Origin of the sequence: Streptomyces sp. TP-A0874 (assembly GCF_001748085.1) — a bacterium.
Lineage (GTDB): Bacteria > Actinomycetota > Actinomycetes > Streptomycetales > Streptomycetaceae > Streptomyces.
The window spans coordinates 156,589-171,557 of the sequence record NZ_BBZK01000003.1; the positions used below are offsets into that span (position 1 = coordinate 156,589).

The 14,969-nt window shown below is 71.6% G+C and carries 12 protein-coding genes and 1 tRNA gene; 7 read left to right on the forward strand and 6 right to left on the reverse strand.

Annotation, left to right across the window (positions count from 1 at the left end; all coding sequences use genetic code 11):
• Window positions 1–128: 128 nt before the first annotated feature.
• Entirely contained in the window at window positions 129–644 is a 516-nt protein-coding gene (locus tag BGP73_RS00570; RefSeq protein WP_069811198.1) for a DUF3830 family protein, read from the forward strand.
• On the opposite strand, the gene BGP73_RS00575 is transcribed toward BGP73_RS00570, so the two are convergent.
• Window positions 625–2,100 (reverse strand): amidase, encoded by a 1,476-nt coding sequence (locus BGP73_RS00575; protein ID WP_107473921.1) that lies wholly within the window; start codon window positions 2,098–2,100, stop codon window positions 625–627. The genes BGP73_RS00570 and BGP73_RS00575 overlap by 20 nt on opposite strands.
• A 41-nt stretch (window positions 2,101–2,141) precedes the next feature.
• A complete protein-coding gene (locus BGP73_RS00580; RefSeq protein WP_069811201.1) occupies window positions 2,142–3,104 on the reverse strand; it encodes a D-2-hydroxyacid dehydrogenase in 963 nt (320 codons plus the stop codon).
• Window positions 3,105–3,335: 231 nt separating this feature from the next.
• On the opposite strand from BGP73_RS00580, the gene BGP73_RS00585 reads away from it, so the two are divergent.
• The 3 genes from BGP73_RS00585 (at window position 3,336) to BGP73_RS00595 (ending at window position 6,472) form a co-directional block, all read left to right on the forward strand.
• Window positions 3,336–4,328, forward strand: coding sequence for a maleate cis-trans isomerase family protein (locus BGP73_RS00585; RefSeq protein WP_069811203.1), 993 nt, complete (start codon window positions 3,336–3,338; stop codon window positions 4,326–4,328).
• A gap of 129 nt (window positions 4,329–4,457) precedes the next feature.
• Window positions 4,458–5,249, forward strand: a complete 792-nt coding sequence (locus tag BGP73_RS00590; protein WP_069811205.1) for a maleate cis-trans isomerase family protein — start codon at window positions 4,458–4,460, stop codon at window positions 5,247–5,249.
• 62 nt (window positions 5,250–5,311) lie between these two features.
• Window positions 5,312–6,472, forward strand: a complete 1,161-nt coding sequence (locus BGP73_RS00595) for an LLM class flavin-dependent oxidoreductase (RefSeq protein ID WP_069811207.1) — start codon at window positions 5,312–5,314, stop codon at window positions 6,470–6,472.
• Here the strand turns inward: BGP73_RS00595 and BGP73_RS00600 are convergent.
• On the reverse strand, window positions 6,382–8,091 hold the full coding sequence (locus tag BGP73_RS00600) for a putative bifunctional diguanylate cyclase/phosphodiesterase (protein WP_244501074.1): 1,710 nt from the start codon (window positions 8,089–8,091) through the stop codon (window positions 6,382–6,384). The two genes, BGP73_RS00595 and BGP73_RS00600, sit on opposite strands and share 91 nt — an antisense overlap.
• 518 nt (window positions 8,092–8,609) lie before the next feature.
• Here BGP73_RS00600 and BGP73_RS00605 point away from each other — a divergent pair.
• From BGP73_RS00605 to BGP73_RS00615, 3 genes are all read left to right on the forward strand, one after another.
• Window positions 8,610–9,893, forward strand: coding sequence for a M6 family metalloprotease domain-containing protein (locus BGP73_RS00605; protein ID WP_069811209.1), 1,284 nt, complete (start codon window positions 8,610–8,612; stop codon window positions 9,891–9,893).
• Window positions 9,894–9,988: 95 nt separating this feature from the next.
• Entirely contained in the window at window positions 9,989–10,591 is a 603-nt protein-coding gene (locus BGP73_RS00610) for a TetR/AcrR family transcriptional regulator (RefSeq protein ID WP_170837722.1), read from the forward strand.
• 113 nt (window positions 10,592–10,704) lie between these two features.
• A complete protein-coding gene (locus BGP73_RS00615) occupies window positions 10,705–13,071 on the forward strand; it encodes an MMPL family transporter (RefSeq protein ID WP_069811213.1) in 2,367 nt (788 codons plus the stop codon).
• Window positions 13,072–13,385: 314 nt separating this feature from the next.
• Here the strand turns inward: BGP73_RS00615 and BGP73_RS00620 are convergent.
• From BGP73_RS00620 to BGP73_RS00630, 3 genes are all read right to left on the reverse strand, one after another.
• Window positions 13,386–13,459 (reverse strand) — tRNA-Lys (locus BGP73_RS00620).
• 68 nt (window positions 13,460–13,527) lie between these two features.
• The gene (locus tag BGP73_RS00625) at window positions 13,528–14,163 is read right to left on the reverse strand and encodes a bifunctional DNA primase/polymerase (protein ID WP_079127176.1); all 636 of its coding nucleotides are present in this window, start codon (window positions 14,161–14,163) and stop codon (window positions 13,528–13,530) included.
• 110 nt (window positions 14,164–14,273) lie between these two features.
• Window positions 14,274–14,630, reverse strand: a complete 357-nt coding sequence (locus tag BGP73_RS00630; protein WP_069811214.1) for a hypothetical protein — start codon at window positions 14,628–14,630, stop codon at window positions 14,274–14,276.
• Window positions 14,631–14,969 lie beyond the last annotated feature (339 nt).

The following is a 14,969-nucleotide window of genomic DNA, read 5'->3' on the forward strand; positions in this document are numbered from 1 at the left end:
GGGCGCGCGGCTACCCGCCCGAGCCACAGGTATGCCGATCGTTTCCGGCCCTTGACGAGAGTGTTGCCCTATTGACCGCTACGTCACTATTGACCTGTGTACGGAAACAGCGAACAGGAGAGGTGAACATGGCCGACCAGTCACCACCGGAGCGCTTCATCCGGGTCTCGCTCGACAAGCGGGGTGTGAGCTGCACCGCGAAACTGCTCTTCGAGCGTGCGCCGATCACCTGCGAAGCCGTGTGGAACGCGCTTCCGCTGGGCGGTGATGTCTACCACGCCAAGTACGCGCGCAACGAGATCTACACCCTGGTGTCTCCGTTCGCGCCCGAGGAGCCGCCGCTGGAGAACCCCACGATCACTCCGATTCCGGGAGATCTCTGCTATTTCACCTTCTCCGACACCCAACTCGGCACCGCCTCCTACGGTTACGAGTCGGACGCCGCCCACCAGGGCCGGAACACCGTCGTCGATCTGGCACTCTTCTACGAGCGGAACAACCTGCTGATCAACGGCGACGCCGGTTGGGTCCCGGGGATCGTCTGGGGCACCGTCGTCGACGGCCTCGACCGGATGGCCGAGGCCTGTCAGGACCTCTGGCGGGCCGGAGCGCTGGGGGAGAGCCTCAACTTCCGGCGGGAGTGACCGGGCGCCGACCCGCCCTGTGCGCGGCGCCCGTCACCAGCGGGGGGCGGGGGACCGAGTCCGCCACCCCCGCCTCGAAGAGGGCGTGCGCCGCGCGCAGCACCAGCGAGTCCGAGTGGCGGGGTCCGACCAGCTGCACACCGATCGGCAGCCCCGGGCCGTCGGGCCCGCCGCCCGCCATTCCACAGGGGACGGTCGCCGCGGGCTGCTGGGTCAGGTTGAACGGATAGCTGAACGGCGTCCAGCCGGTCCACCTGGTGTCGCCGGAACCGGCGGGCACCTCCACCCCGGCCTCGAAGGCGGTGGACGGCATCGTCGGCGTGACCAGCAGGTCGTAGTCGTCGTGGAAGGCGCCCATCGCCTGGCCCAGGGCCATCCGGCGGTCCACCGCGGCCAGGTAGTCCAGCGCGCTGTAGGCGGCCCCGAGCTCGCAGATCTCGCGCAGCCCCGGATCGAGCAGCTGCCGCCGAGCGCCATCCAGGTGCTGGACGACGCGGGCCGCTCCGCTGAACCACAGGGTGTGGAAGGACTCCAGCAGGTCGGTGCCGATCGGCGGATCCGCCTCCACCACCTGGGCGCCCAGCCCGGCGAGCAGTCCGGCGGCCCGCCGGACCGCGGCGGCGACCGCCGGATCGACCGCCACCCGCCCGCCGAAGGAGACACTGCAGGCGATCCGGAGCCCGGCCACCCCGCCGCCGATGCCCTCCCGGAAACCGCCGGCCGGCGGCGCGAGTTGCGACCAGTCCCGGTGGTCGGGTCCGCAGACCACGTCCATCATCAGCGCCGCGTCCAGGGCGTCCCGGGTCATCGGGCCCACGTGCGCCAGGGTTCCGAACGGGCTGGCCGGATAGTGCGGCACCCGTCCGTAGGTGGGCTTCAGGGCGAAGATCCCGCTGAACGAGCCGGGGATGCGCACCGAGCCGCCACCGTCGGTGCCCAGGCTCAGCGGCCCGGCGCCCAGCGCCACCGCCGCGGCGCTGCCACCGCTCGAACCGCCGGCGGTACGGCTCGGGTCGTAGGGGTTGCCGGTCACCCCGTGCCGAGGGCTGTCGGTGACCCCCTTCCATCCGAACTCCGGAGTGGTGGTCTTGCCGAGGAAGACCGCCCCGGCCTCCCGCAGCCGGGCCACCGCGGGCGCGTCCTCGTCCCACGGCCCGTCCGCCGAGACGGTGAGCGAACCGCGCAGCGTCGGCCCGCCGCGCTGGAGCAGTATGTCCTTCACCGACACCGGCACCCCGTCGACCGGGCCGGCCGGCCGCCCGCGGTGCCACCGCCGCTCCGACTCCTCGGCCTGGGCCAGCGCCTGGTCGGCGTCGATCCGCACGAAGGCGTTGACGGCCGGATCGATCCGCTCGGTCCGCTCCAGCACCGACCGGACCGCCTCGACGGGGGAGAAGCTGCCGGCGGCGTAGCCGGCCAGGAGCTGTGTCGCCGTGAGATCACTGAGCTCGGTCAAGTGGCCCTCCATCGAAGTCGTCGGGGCGGGTCGGCCCCGGCTCACTGCACCGGTACGTATCCGAGCCTCTTGTCGACCACGTTGAGCAGTGGTTCGCCCGCCGCCCACCGGTCGAAATTGTCCAGGAACTGTTCCTCGAGGTCATCCCTCCAGCCGACCGTGTCCCCGCTCATGTGCGGGGAGACCAGCACTCCGGGCACCTCCCAGAGCGGGTCGTCCGGGGCGAGCGGCTCCTGCTCGAAGACGTCCAGCGCGGCGCCGGCGAGCGCCCCCCGGCGCAAGGCCTCGACCAGGTCCGCCTCGACCACCAGCGGACCGCGCCCGATGTTGACGAACCGGGCCGAGGGCCGCATCCGGGCGAAGGCTGCGGCGTCGAACATGCCGCGGTTCTCCTCGGTCAGCGGGGCGGCGCAGACCACCCAGTCGGCGGTCGGAAGCAGCTTCGGCAGGGCCGCCCCACCGTGCACCCGGCCGAACTCGGCGTCCCCGGTCCGCTCGGTGCGCCCCACGAGGTCGACCGCCACACCGAGCGCGGCCAGGGTTCTGCCGATCGCCCGGCCGATCGGGCCGGAGCCGACCACCACGGCCCGGGAGCCGCCCAGCCGCATGGTCTCCCGGTGCAGCCAGCGGCGCTGCCGCTGGAGCGCCCAGCTGCCGGGGAAGTCCTTCGCCATCGCGATCACCAGTCCGGCGACGTATTCGGCGATGGGTTGGTCGAAGACCCCGCGGGCGTTGGTCAGCACGGTCTCTGAGGAGACCAGCTCGGGGCAGAGCAGCCGGTCCACACCGGCGCTGGCGGTGTGCACCCAGCGCGGCCGGGGGCCTGCCCCGGGCCACGCGGAGCGGACCGCGTCCGAGGTGAAGTCCCAGACCAGCAGGGCGTCCGCGGTGGGGAGGAGGTCCGGGAGCGAGGAGTCGTCGGCGTGGCGCACCTCGACCCGGCCCGCGAGTCTGGCGAGGCGCGGAGCGGGGCTGCCGAAGACGAGGAGGGTGCTGTCAGACATGGGCGGGGCAACCGTTTCGAACGTAGGGTCGCTCGGCTCATACGGCGAGTTTGAGCGCGGTCCGGAGATGAGATCAGCGCGGTCGGAGAGGAAGGATTGACCACGCTAGGGAGCGGAAACTACCTTCGTCAATACGGGTATCTGTCCGGCTATCCGTCCCGGCGTCCCGGCATGTTCCGGCTTGCGTTTCTCCGTGGCCTCGGCCAGCCCTCCGTTGTATTGGGGCTTGAAATGGACGTCTCCTTCCTGGGCGGTCCACACCCGCAACGCGGTGTGGGCGTAGTTGCACCGTTTGATTTCGCACTCGACCGCGAGCTCTGGCGATGGGTGCCTGACGAGGTGTCTCTCCACCTCACCCGAACACCTTTCGTGCCGGTCGAGGTGAGCCTGGACCTCGCCCGGCTGGTCAGTGAACACGAGACGCTCGGGGCGGCCACCCAGGCGCTGACCGCGGTCGCGCCGGAGGTCGTCGCCTACGCCTGCGCCTCGGGGAGTTTCGTCGGCGGGATCGCCGGCGAACGGGCCATGTGCGCGGCCATGGAGCAGTCCGGCGAGATGCCGGCCCTCACCACCTCGGGGGCCCTGCTCGAAGCGCTCCGGGAGATCGGCGCGGAGCGCATCGCCCTGGTGACCCCGTACACCTCCTCGGTGACCAGGTCGCTCCACGCCTACCTCGACGAGGGCGGTATCTCCGTTACCGGTTGCGCCTTCCTGGGGCTGACCCGGCACATCTGGAAAGTGCCGTACCGCGATGTCGTCGAGATGGCGCGCCGGGCGGTGGTCGACTCGGTCGACGCCCTCTTCATCAGCTGTACCAACCTGCCGACCTACGACGTCATCCCGCAGCTCGAGGCGGAGCTGCGGATGCCGGTCCTGTCGGCCAATCAGGTGACGATGTGGGCGGCGCTGCGCCGGATCGGGGAGCGGGCCGTGGGCCCTTATCAGGCGCTGCTCGATCCGGTGGCCAGACGCGGGCCGGCATCGATGTCGGCTCTGCCGCCGCCGCCGTCCCAGTCGCCGGAACCGCCGGTTCCCACGGTGGAGGCGCTGCCGCCGCTGCCGATCGCGGACGAGTCCGGGATGAGGTACCAGTCCGGAGACCGCGGTGAGCCGGAGGCGGCGTTAGCCGGGGCCGGAACCCCCGGCGGATCCGAGGCGGAGGCCGTGGAAGGCGGCGATCTTCCGCCCTACCCCGAGGAGTCGGGCGGCTCGGCGGGCAGCTGACCGGCCAGGGAAACCGGCGGCCCGGCGGCACGGTCCGGCGGTTCCCGGCTCCTCCCCCCATTCGAAAGACGCGTCGGAACGCCGACGCCGCACGGACCCGAGCAGTCGTGAGCAGCGCGAGAGGTGGAGATGGCGGACCACACACCGAAGACGGATGCGGCGGCGGGCGCGGAGCAGCCGGACGCCGTCGGGTTCCTCTACCCCGGACACTCGGCGGAGGACGACTACCCGCGGATCGCGGGCATGCTCGCCGAGGCCGGCCCGGAGGTACGGCTGCCCCTGGTGCACACGGACATCGGCGAGGACGCCCACCGGGTCGACGCGCTGCTGGAGATGGGCTCGGCGGACCGGCTCGCCGCGCGGGTCGAGGAGGTCAGGGCGCTCGGGGCGCGGGCCGTCGTCTGGGCCTGCACCAGCGCCAGCTTCGTCTTCGGCCCGGAGGGCGCGCGGCAGCAGGTGCGGGAGCTGTCCCGGACCGCGGGGCTGCCGGCCTCGAGCACCTCCTTCGCCTTCGCGCACGCCCTCCAGTCCCTCGGGGTCGACCGGGTGGCGATCGCGGCCACCTACCCGGAGGACGTCGCCGAACTCTTCCGGGCCTTCCTCAAGTCCTTCGGCACCGAGGTCGTGGCCCTGCGCGGCAGCGGCATCATCACGGCCGCCGAAGTGGGCACCTGGGGCTGGGAGGAGGTGCTCGCCCTGGCGCGCGGCGGCGACCATCCCGAGGCGCGGGCCGTACTCCTTCCGGACACCGCGCTGCACACCGCCGCCTACCTCACCCGGCTCGAGGCCGAGCTCGGCAAGCCCGTCCTCACCGCCAACCAGGTGACCGTGTGGGAGGGGCTGCGGCTGCTGGACCGCCCGGCGCGCTGCCCTGAGCTGGGCACCCTGTTCTCGCCCGGCGCCACGCCGAACCGGGAATAAAACGGAAGACCTCTCCGGTTGGCCGGGTCGGCAGTCAAGACAACCAGGGAGGCAGCCGCACCATGGCCGACCAGCACCACGTACGTGGCCAGGCGGGCGGAACCGCTCCGGTTCCGCTCTCCGTACTCGACCTCGCCGTGGTCGGCAGCGGGGCCACCGCCAGCCAGGCGCTCCGCACCTCGGTCGAACTCGCGCAGCTCGCGGAGCGGCGCGGCTTCCACCGGTACTGGGTCGCCGAACACCACTCGATGCCCGGTATCGCCAGCTCCTCACCGGCGGTGATCCTCTCCCACCTGGCCGCCCACACCGAACGGATCCGACTCGGTTCGGGCGGGGTGATGCTGCCCAACCACGCGCCGCTGGTGATCGCCGAGCAGTTCGGCACCCTTGAGGCGCTGGCGCCGGGCCGGATCGACCTCGGGCTCGGCCGGGCCCCGGGCACCGACGGGGCCACCGCCGCCGCGCTGCGCCGCACCGACCGCCTCCGGGAGGGCGCGGACGACTTCCCCGACCAGCTCGCCGAGCTGACCGGCTTCCTCGACGACGACTTCCCCGAGGGCCACCCCTACCACCGGATCCACGCCGTGCCCGGACCGGTCCAGGCCAGGGTGGCGGGCGGGGTGCAGTCCACCGACCGGCCGCAGATCTGGCTGCTGGGCTCCAGTGGCTTCAGCGCCAGGCTGGCCGGCCTGCTCGGCCTCCCCTTCTCCTTCGCACACCATTTCTCGGCCGCCAACACCGTTCCGGCCCTGGAGCTCTACCGGGAGTCCTTCCGTCCATCCGGGGTGATCGAGGAACCGTACGCGTCGATCGGGGTCTCGGCGCTGGCCGCCAGGGAGGAGCGGGAGGCGCGCCGCGAGGTGCTCGCGGGCGCGCTGTCGATGCTCCGGCTCCGCACCGGCCGGCCGGGCCTGGTGCCGACCCCGGACGAGGCCGCGGCCTACCCGTGGAGCCCCCGGGAACGCGAGTTCGTCGACGGCTGGCTCGCCAACATCGTCCACGGCACCCCGGAGGCGGTGCGCGAGGGCCTCGACGCGCTGGTCGCCCGGACCGGCGCCGACGAGCTGCTGATCACCGCCAACGCGCACGGTGCGCGCGCCAGGGTCGACTCCTACGAGCTGATCGCGGACGCCTACGGACTGCCGGGCGGGGAGCCGGGCGCCTCCGGGGGCCTCGACGCCAGCAGCGCGGGGATCCGCTCGGCCGGCATGGGCCGGGCGTAGAACCAGCCCTGGCCGGTGTCACAGCCGATCCTCCGCAGCCGCTCCGCCTGCTCGGCGCTCTCCACGCCCTCGGCGGTGACGGTGAGGCCCAGCCGGTGGGCGAGGTTCACCAGCGCCTCGACGATGGTCTGGTCGGCCGGGCTGGGGTGCTTCTCGTCCCGGAAGCCGCGGACGAAGGAGCCGTCCAGCTTCAGGGTGGAGACCGGCAGCCGGCTCAGGTAGGCGAGGTTGGAGTAGCCGGTGCCGAAGTCGTCGATGGCGATGGCGACGCCCATGTCGCTGAGCGCCTGGAGCGCCTGGAGCGGTTGGCCGGTCGAGCCCATCACCGCCGACTCGGTCAGCTCCAGCTGGAGCAGCTCCGGCGGCAGCCCGGTCTCCGCCAGGATCTCGGCCACATCGGCCACCAGATCGGAGTCCCAGACCTGCCGGACGGCCACGTTGACGCTGACGAAGACCGGGGCCTGCGGATGGTCGAGCTGCCAGCGGCGGGCCTGTTGGCAGGAGGTCTCCAACACCCAGCGCCCGAGCTGGACGATCGAGCCGTTCTCCTCCGCCAGCCCGATGAACCGGTTCGGCGGCAGCACCCCGAAGCGCGGGTGCCGCCAGCGGACGAGGGCTTCCACACCGCGGACCGCGCCGCAGCCCAGCCCCACCAGCGGTTGGTAGTCGAGGGTGAACTCCCCGCGGTCGACCGCCGGCCGCAAGGTGCTGGTGAGGGCCTGACGGGTCATCCGGTGGGCGTTGCGGTCCGGGTCGAAGAGGGCCCACCGCCCCTTCCCGTCGGCTTTCGCCCAGTAGAGCGTGGTGTCGGCGGCCTGCAGCAGCGCGGTCGCGGTGGCCCCGCCGGCGGTCCGCTCCACGATCCCGATGCTCGCCGAGATCGACAGCCGCTGCCCTGCGACGTCGAAGGGCCGCTGGAGTGAGGCGAGGATGGAGTCGGCGAGTTCGGAGAGCTGCTCGGTCCCGGTCGAGTCCGCCACCAGCACCGCGAACTCGTCACCGCTCAGCCGGGCCACCAGTAGCTCACCCCGGCGCCCCTGCTCCGCCTGGTCGGCGCAGTGCGTGAGCCGTTCGGCGACCAGCCGGAGCAGTTGGTCGCCGGCCCGGTGGCCGAGGGTGTCGTTGACCGCCTTGAAACCGTCCAGGTCGAGGTGGCAGATACCGATCCGCCCGGTGCCCCCGCCGGCCCGCCCCGAGGCATCGGTCGTCTCGGCCGCGGACTCCAGAGCGCTGGTGAGCCGCTCGATGAAGAGCGCCCGGTTGGGGAGCCGGGTCAGCGGATCGTGCATCCGCAGGTGCCGCAGACGTGCCTCGAGAGCGCGCCGGTCGCTGATGTCGGAAACGGCCAGCAGCAGGCTGCCGGTGTCCGGCAGCGGCGAGAGGGTGACCTCGGCCCACAGGGACCGGCCGTCGCCCTGCTTGAGGCGGCGGGTGCAACGCATCCGGTCGCTGCGGCCGAGCAGCACCTCCCGGTACGCGCTCCGGAGCTGGGAGTCGGCCTCCAGGTCGACGAGGTCGGCGGCGGGGGAGTCGGCGAGCCCGGCGGGGTCTGCGCCGAGCAGCGTGCCGAGTGCGTCGTTCGCCGTGACGACCAGGCCGTCGCGGCCGACCACGGCCATGGCGAGCTGGGCGGCGTTGAACGCCGCCTGGCAGTCCCGCGCGTGGGTGCCCGGGTGGGCGGAGCGCGGTCCGCCGGGAGGGTGGATCGGGGCGGATCCGTCACTCTCCGTGAGAGTCGGTAGTGCGGGGCCGGGGCCATCGCCCGGCTGGTCGGGGGGTCCGCTCACCGATAGCTCCCGCTGGGCGCTCGTCCTGGTACAGAAGTCATGGAGTGTTCCGGTTGCGGCGGAGGGTCGCCGGGCGCCCGGCTCCGCGCTGGAAATGTGCCGATCATAGAGGCTGACGGGCCCGTCCTTCCAGCAACCCGGCCGTGCGCCGTCGGATGTCCTCCGACTGCCTGATCGTTCCTGCACGGCTGTGTACGAGCCTGATGAGCTGGCGATCGCTTCTCGCTTATTCATCACAGAGAGTAATAAGTCTGCCCCTCACCTGCATGGCGCAACGGCTCAGGGCGCTTTACGTCGAAATGTCACAAAGTGGTGAAAGTGTCCTGATTCCCTGCGCCCGGGAGGTGGATGTGGTCCGTCCGCAGACACCCGAGGGTGTGGGGAAGGCCGGCGGGGCGCGGCTGCGCAAGCCGGCGGCCGTGCTGACCTCCTTCGCGGCCATGCTGGCGACCTCGCTGGTGGCAGGGCCGGTCTCGGCCGCCGCCGCATCCGGGCCGTGCGATCTGGTGCGGACCGAAGCCCACCACTCCGAGGGGCTGGACACCTGGAACGACGACTATCCGCGGCCGACCCGGACGCTCGACGCCGTGCTGGTGTTCCTGTCCTTCCCCGACTCCGAACCGCGGGTCTCCCCTCGCGAGCTGACCGCCGACTACTTCCCGGAGACCAGCCGCTTCTTCGAGCGCGCCTCGTACGGCAAGTTCCACCTCCGCCACCACGCGATGTCCAGCTGGCTGGAGATGCCCTCCGACTCCACCTCGTACCGGATAGAGCGGGACTGGGACGACGGGAAGCGGGCCGACTACCTGGGCGACGCGCTCGCCGCGGCCGACCCCTCGGTCGACTTCTCCCGCTACGACATCGTGTACATGATCGCTGACCCGGACGCGCCGGGCGTGGACTCCGACGCGACGAAGGTCGTCAACTTCGACCGGCCGATCCGGATCGACGGTGCGGACCTCCACCGGGTGGTGACCGTCTTCGAGCAGCGCCCGCCGGACCGGAACGTGCTCGCCCACGAGACCGGCCACGCCTTCGACCTGCCAGATCTCTACCACCGGCCGGAGGACGCGAAGGGCGACTGGGACACCTACGTCGGGGACTGGGACCTCATGGGCAGTCAGTTCGGTCTCTCGCCCGAACCCTTCGGCTGGCACAAGTGGAAGCTCGGCTGGCTGGACCGGAGTCAGGTCGGCTGTGTCCGCAGCGGGGAGAGCGGGACCTACGGCCTGGTGCCGCTGGCCGCCCCCGCCGACGCCGGCCGGCTGCCCGGCTCGGCCGGGGTGCCGCCCGCGGGCCGGAACGACCGGCGGCTGCTGGTGGTGCGCACCGGGCTGGAGAGCGCCCTCGGCATCGAGGTCCGCCAGGCGGTCGGCAACGACAGCTCCAGCTGCACCGAGGGGGTGCTGGTGTACCGGGTGCACAGCGGGCTGGCCTCCACCGACGGGCCCATCGAAGTGCTCGACGGCCACCCGGGGACCGGTGCCTGCGCCGACTTCTCCGTCTATCCGGAGCTCGCGGACGCCCCCCTGCAGGTGGGGGAGGAGTTGACCGACCCGGAGAGCGGTGTGTCGGTCAGGGTGCTCGCGGAGGGGGCTGACGGGCGCTGGACGGTGCAGGTCGACCGAGGCTGACGGCCGGGCCGGGGGCGCAGCACACGGCGTCAGGCCGGGGTGTTGCGGTCGAGCTGGTTTGCACGATAATCGGCTGAGTGCATACGATGCACTCCATGAGCGGAAGTGCACCCGAGGGAGCCCTGGCGAAGCGCCGCCGGGAATCCACCGCACGTGAGATCAATCGGTGCGCGCAGACGCTCGCTGACGAGCGCGGTCTCGACGGCTTCACGATGGAGGACCTGGCCGAGGCGGTCGGGGTGTCGCGGCGGACGTTGTTCAACTACGTTCCCAGCAAGATCGACGCGGTGCTCGGCAGCGATCTGCCATCGGAACCGGAGTCCGAACCGTTCACCACGTTCCGGCTGGGCGGCCCGTCCGGTCACCTGGTCTCCGACATCCGTGAGGTCGGTGCCAGTGTGCTGCGGCTCAACGAGCACGACTCCGAGGAGGTCGCCCGGTTGCGGCGGCTGCTCCGCAGCGACCCGCGTCTTGCGAAGGCCGTGCACGACCGTCTGGAGAAGGTCGTGAAGCTGCTCGCCGAGGCGATCGTCGAGCGTGAGGGCAGCGACTTCGAGCCCTTCGCGGCCCGGGTCCTGGCGCACGTGACGCTGTGCATCTTCGGCATGTCGGTCGACGAGTTCATCGCCGATTCGTCGGTGTCGGCGGCCGATCACTACCTGCGGGTCTTCGACACGGCGGTCGACTTGTTCGGCTGATCCTGCTTCGGCCCGGCTCTTGCCCCCCAACGCCCGTTCGGCCCGCGCTTCCGAGCGGATGTTCCACGACCCTCGCGCATGTGCTCTTCGACTTTGAAGGAGTTCGCTGAACCATGGCAACCCTGCTTTACCGCCTCGGTAAGACCGCGTACAGGCGGTGGCCGGTGTTCTTGGTGGGCTGGCTGATAGCACTGATCGGCGTCGGAGCCGTTGCGGCCGGGTTCTCCAAACCGATGTCGGACCAGTTCACGATGCCGGGCATCGAGTCCGTCGAAGCCGCCGACGTGCAGAAGGAGCTGTTCCCCGACGCACAGGCCGTCGACGCGGCCACGGCGTCGATCGTCGTCGCCGCCCCCAAGGGCAAGGCGCTGACGGACGAGCCGTACGCCGCCGCCGTCGAGACCCTGGTGCAGCAGTTGCGCACCCTCGACAAGGTGCCCGACGACGTGGTGGGTCCGGTCGAGGCGGCCGCGGGCATGGACGGGATGGCCGTCGCGGGCGTCGACGAAGCCGAGCAGGCCGCCAAGGCCGCCGGGCAGCCCTTCGACCGCGACGAGGCGCTGGCCGCGGCCCGGGCCCAGCTCGCCGGCGTCTCGCCGCTCTCGGACGACAGCCGGGTGGGCACCATCGACTTCGCGTTCGAGGTCGCCGAGCTCACCGACGTGACGCCCGAGATGCAGGACGAGGTCCTGGGGCTCATGGACACCGCCCGGGATTCCGGCCTGGAGGTCGAGGCGTCCGGCACGGGCATGCAGACCTTTGACGCCGAGGGCACCTCGGCGGAGATGATCGGTGTCGCGCTGGCCCTGGTCATCCTCGCTCTGACCTTCGGTTCGCTCGTCGCGGCGGGCATGCCGATCCTGACCGCCGGTCTCGGCGTCGGGCTGGGCGTCGTCGGCATCACCGCGATCACCGCGTTCGCTGACGTGCCGTCCTCGACGACCGCCCTGGCCTCGATGCTCGGCCTGGCGGTCGGCATCGACTACGCGCTGTTCATCCTGGCCCGTTTCCGCAGCGAGATGGACCACACCGACGACCGTGAGGAGGCGATGGGCGTCGCCGTCGGCACCGCCGGCTCGGCGGTCGTGTTCGCCGGCCTGACCGTCATCATCGCGCTCGTCGCGCTGACCGTCGTCGGTATCCCGTTCCTGACCGCCATGGGCCTCGGTGCGGCGGCCACCGTCACCGTCGCGGTGCTGGTGGCGCTGACGCTGCTGCCGGCGATCATGGGCCTGCTCAAGTCGAAGGCGTTCGGCGGCCAGTTCCGCCGTTACACGCCGCGCCGGGAGTCCAACGGCCGGGTGCTCAACAACGGCGTCCGCTGGGCCCGGTTCATCGGCAAGGCCCCCCTCGCCTGGATCCTGCTGGTCGTCGTCGGACTCGGCGCCCTGGCCGTCCCGCTCAAGAACCTCCATCTCGCGCTTCCCTCGGACAGCACCGCCTCCACCGAGACCTCCAAGCGGAAGGCCGCCGATCTGGTCACCGAGGCGTTCGGCCCGGGGCGGCTGGCACCGATGGTGGTCATCGTGGACGCGCGTGGGGTGGAAGGCGACCAGGAGCGGCAGGCCGCCTACCAGAAGGTCACGGAGTGGGCCGCCGGCCAGGACGGCGTGGCGAACGCGATGCTCGCCTCGTCCAACGAGAACGGCGCGATGGTCATGCTGCAGCCCACCCACGGGCCCGAAGACGCCCAGACGGAGAACCTGCTCGACGCGCTGCGTGACGGAGAGGCCGGCATCGAGGCCGAGACCGGCACCGAGCTCGGCGTCACCGGGATGACCGCGGTGCAGACCGACATCTCGGCCAAGCTCGCCGGCGCCCTCGCGCCCTATCTGGCGATCGTGATCGGATTGGCGTTCGTCCTGCTGATCCTGGTGTTCCGCTCCATCCTGGTGCCGCTGACGGCGACCCTCGGCTTCCTGCTGTCGGTGCTGGCCACGCTCGGTGCGACGGTCGCGGTCTTCCAGGACGGCCTGTTCGGCCTCTTCCCGGAGCAGCCGATCATCAGCTTCATGCCGATCTTCCTCATCGGGATCGTGTTCGGCCTGGCGATGGACTACCAGGTGTTCCTCGTGACCCGCATCCGCGAGGCTTACGTCCACGGCGCGGACTTCCGCGAGGCCGTCGTCGACGGCTTCCGCAACAGCGCCCGGGTCGTCACGGCCGCCGCGCTCATCATGACCTCGGTCTTCGCCGGCTTCATCTTCATGGACGAGCCGATCATCCAGTCGATGGGCTTCGCGCTGGCGGTCGCGGTCGTCTTCGACGCCTTCGTGGTCCGCATGCTGCTGGTCCCCGCGCTGATGTACCTGATAGGCGAGAAGGCCTGGTGGCTGCCGAGGTGGCTGGACAGGCTCCTGCCGAACGTCGATATCGAGGGTGAGAACCTGCACCGTCCCCACCTGGAGACGCGGTACAGGGACGAGGTCCTCAGCGAGCAGCTCGACGACCGCTCCGAGGAGGTCGGGGCGCGCGCCTGACGCGCCGGCTGCGGGGTTTCTCGGGCGGCACCGGAAGCCCCGCAGCCGATTCCGTCAGCTTCGGGTGCGAGCGCTTCGTCACCCGATTTCGCGGTGACCCGTTCCGCGGGCTCGGTGTCGCGCGGACCAGGCGCGGGAGGAGATCTCTTCGCCCGAGGTCTGCGTCGACGGGGGCGATCAGCTCCACGCCGACAAGCCCGGCCGTGCGACCGCTTGCGCCCGAGTCCGGCGCTCCACACGGGCCAGCACGCACACAAGGGCTTGAACCCCCGCCGATGATCTTCCAGCGAAGGTTCAAGCCCTTGTGCTAAGAGTGCGCCGCCAGGGACTCGAACCCCGGACCCGCTGATTAAGAGTCAGCTGCTCTAACCAACTGAGCTAGCGGCGCCCGATGGGTAAAACACTAGCACCCGTCGTGTTCCGAGTGAAAATCGATACCGCTCGGGCGAGCACCGATCAGCCCGAGCAGGGAGCGGCCGTCGCCTCCCGCGCCGCGTCGCCGCGCCGCTCGGCCCGGGCGGTGCGCACACAGGCCCACAGTAGGACGCCGGTGCCCGGCAGCCAGGGCCAGCGCACGTCGGGGGCCACCAGCCAGCGGGCCGAGGAGGCTCCCGCCGGGGCGTCGGCCGGCGCGGGACGCTTCCCGCCCCGGTCCGGCGCGGGAAGCGGTGCGGGCACCGTCACGTTGTCGCCCCTGCCGTGACAGAGCAGCGGGGGCACCTCCCGGCCCCACTCCTCCCAGCTCAGCAGCGCCGGCAGCCGGTGTGCGGTGCCGGGCGCGGCGAAGAGCAGCACCCGGCCCCGGTGGGCCGCCACCGGCCCGGATCCCGGGCCGTTGTTCCACAACTGGTCCAGCATCCGGCGGCCGAACACGGCCGGCACGCTCACCACGTCGAAGGCGGAGCCGCAGGGCAGGGTGACGGGCGTGGACGGACATGCCTGCCACAGCGCGTGCACGCTCCGGGGGAAGAGGGCGGCCGAGGCCAGCCAGTCCGCTCCGGCCGCGGTGATCTCCGTCGCGCTCCGGGGGGCCGGATCGCGGAGAAGTCCGAAGAGGTCGGTGCGCTCTGGAGGTCGCTGTGGGTTCGTCATGCCGTCCATAACTACCCACCGGGTGCGCCCGTTTCGTCGTGTTAGGCGAAATGGGGACATCGGCGGGCGTTGTGCGGTACCTTGCCCGCCCGACCTGCATATGCCCCTGGTCAGTGGCGGTCGCGCAGCTGCTCCCGGCCGAACTCGATCATCTTCCTTGCGTAGTCCTCGCTCCACCCGGCCCGCTCCGCGACGGCCTGCTCCGAGAGGCGGTCGAAGCGCTTCGGGTCGGCGAGCTGGGCCGCGGCGACGGCCTGGAACTCGGTGGCCCGGTCCGCGGCGATCCGGAAGGCCACCGCGAGTTCGCTGGCGCGGGCAAGCAACTCGCGCGGGTCCTCGACGGACTCCAGACCGAAGAAGTGTTCCGGGTCGGTGACGGCCTCCGGGGGCTCGAAGAGCAGTGCCGCGGGTTTCAGCCGCCGCGGCCCGTGGCGCTGGGGATCGGGAGCCGACTGCGGCTCGGACATGTGCGTGCCTCCGGCTTTCCGGGGTCGGTGGGGAGGTCCCGAGGATTCGGTGCCTTATTCCATTGTCCCTCTCCGGGCAAGACCGCTGCCGGGAACGCGGGCCGGCCGCTCGCCGAGCAGCCCGCCGGCCCAGCGGCCCCCTGCCGGGCGAGGTGCACGAGCACCGCCTGGTACTTCCCAAGCCTGGGAAGACCGAGACGAGCAGATGGGGCCGGAGACGGAGCACGCCGGCGACAGCCCTCTCGCCCGCCGCCCAGAAGACCACCGACGACAATGGAGGCCGGAACTGCCGACGAGGGGGCACTAGCTGTGCGGCACGCGCTGAACTTATGGCGTCAA

What these genes read in the sequence shown, in the direction of transcription:
- BGP73_RS00590 (WP_069811205.1), top strand. Translation starts at nt 4,458, where the DNA reads ATGGCGGACCACACACCGAAGACGGATGCGGCGGCGGGCGCGGAGCAG.
- BGP73_RS00610 (WP_170837722.1), top strand. Translation starts at nt 9,989, where the DNA reads ATGAGCGGAAGTGCACCCGAGGGAGCCCTGGCGAAGCGCCGCCGGGAA.
- BGP73_RS00595 (WP_069811207.1), top strand. Translation starts at nt 5,312, where the DNA reads ATGGCCGACCAGCACCACGTACGTGGCCAGGCGGGCGGAACCGCTCCG.
- BGP73_RS00625 (WP_079127176.1), bottom strand. Translation starts at nt 14,163, where the DNA reads ATGACGAACCCACAGCGACCTCCAGAGCGCACCGACCTCTTCGGACTT.
- BGP73_RS00570 (WP_069811198.1), top strand. Translation starts at nt 129, where the DNA reads ATGGCCGACCAGTCACCACCGGAGCGCTTCATCCGGGTCTCGCTCGAC.
- BGP73_RS00615 (WP_069811213.1), top strand. Translation starts at nt 10,705, where the DNA reads ATGGCAACCCTGCTTTACCGCCTCGGTAAGACCGCGTACAGGCGGTGG.
- BGP73_RS00580 (WP_069811201.1), bottom strand. Translation starts at nt 3,104, where the DNA reads ATGTCTGACAGCACCCTCCTCGTCTTCGGCAGCCCCGCTCCGCGCCTC.
- BGP73_RS00585 (WP_069811203.1), top strand. Translation starts at nt 3,336, where the DNA reads ATGGACGTCTCCTTCCTGGGCGGTCCACACCCGCAACGCGGTGTGGGC.
- BGP73_RS00630 (WP_069811214.1), bottom strand. Translation starts at nt 14,630, where the DNA reads ATGTCCGAGCCGCAGTCGGCTCCCGATCCCCAGCGCCACGGGCCGCGG.
- BGP73_RS00600 (WP_244501074.1), bottom strand. Translation starts at nt 8,091, where the DNA reads ATGGCCGTGGTCGGCCGCGACGGCCTGGTCGTCACGGCGAACGACGCA.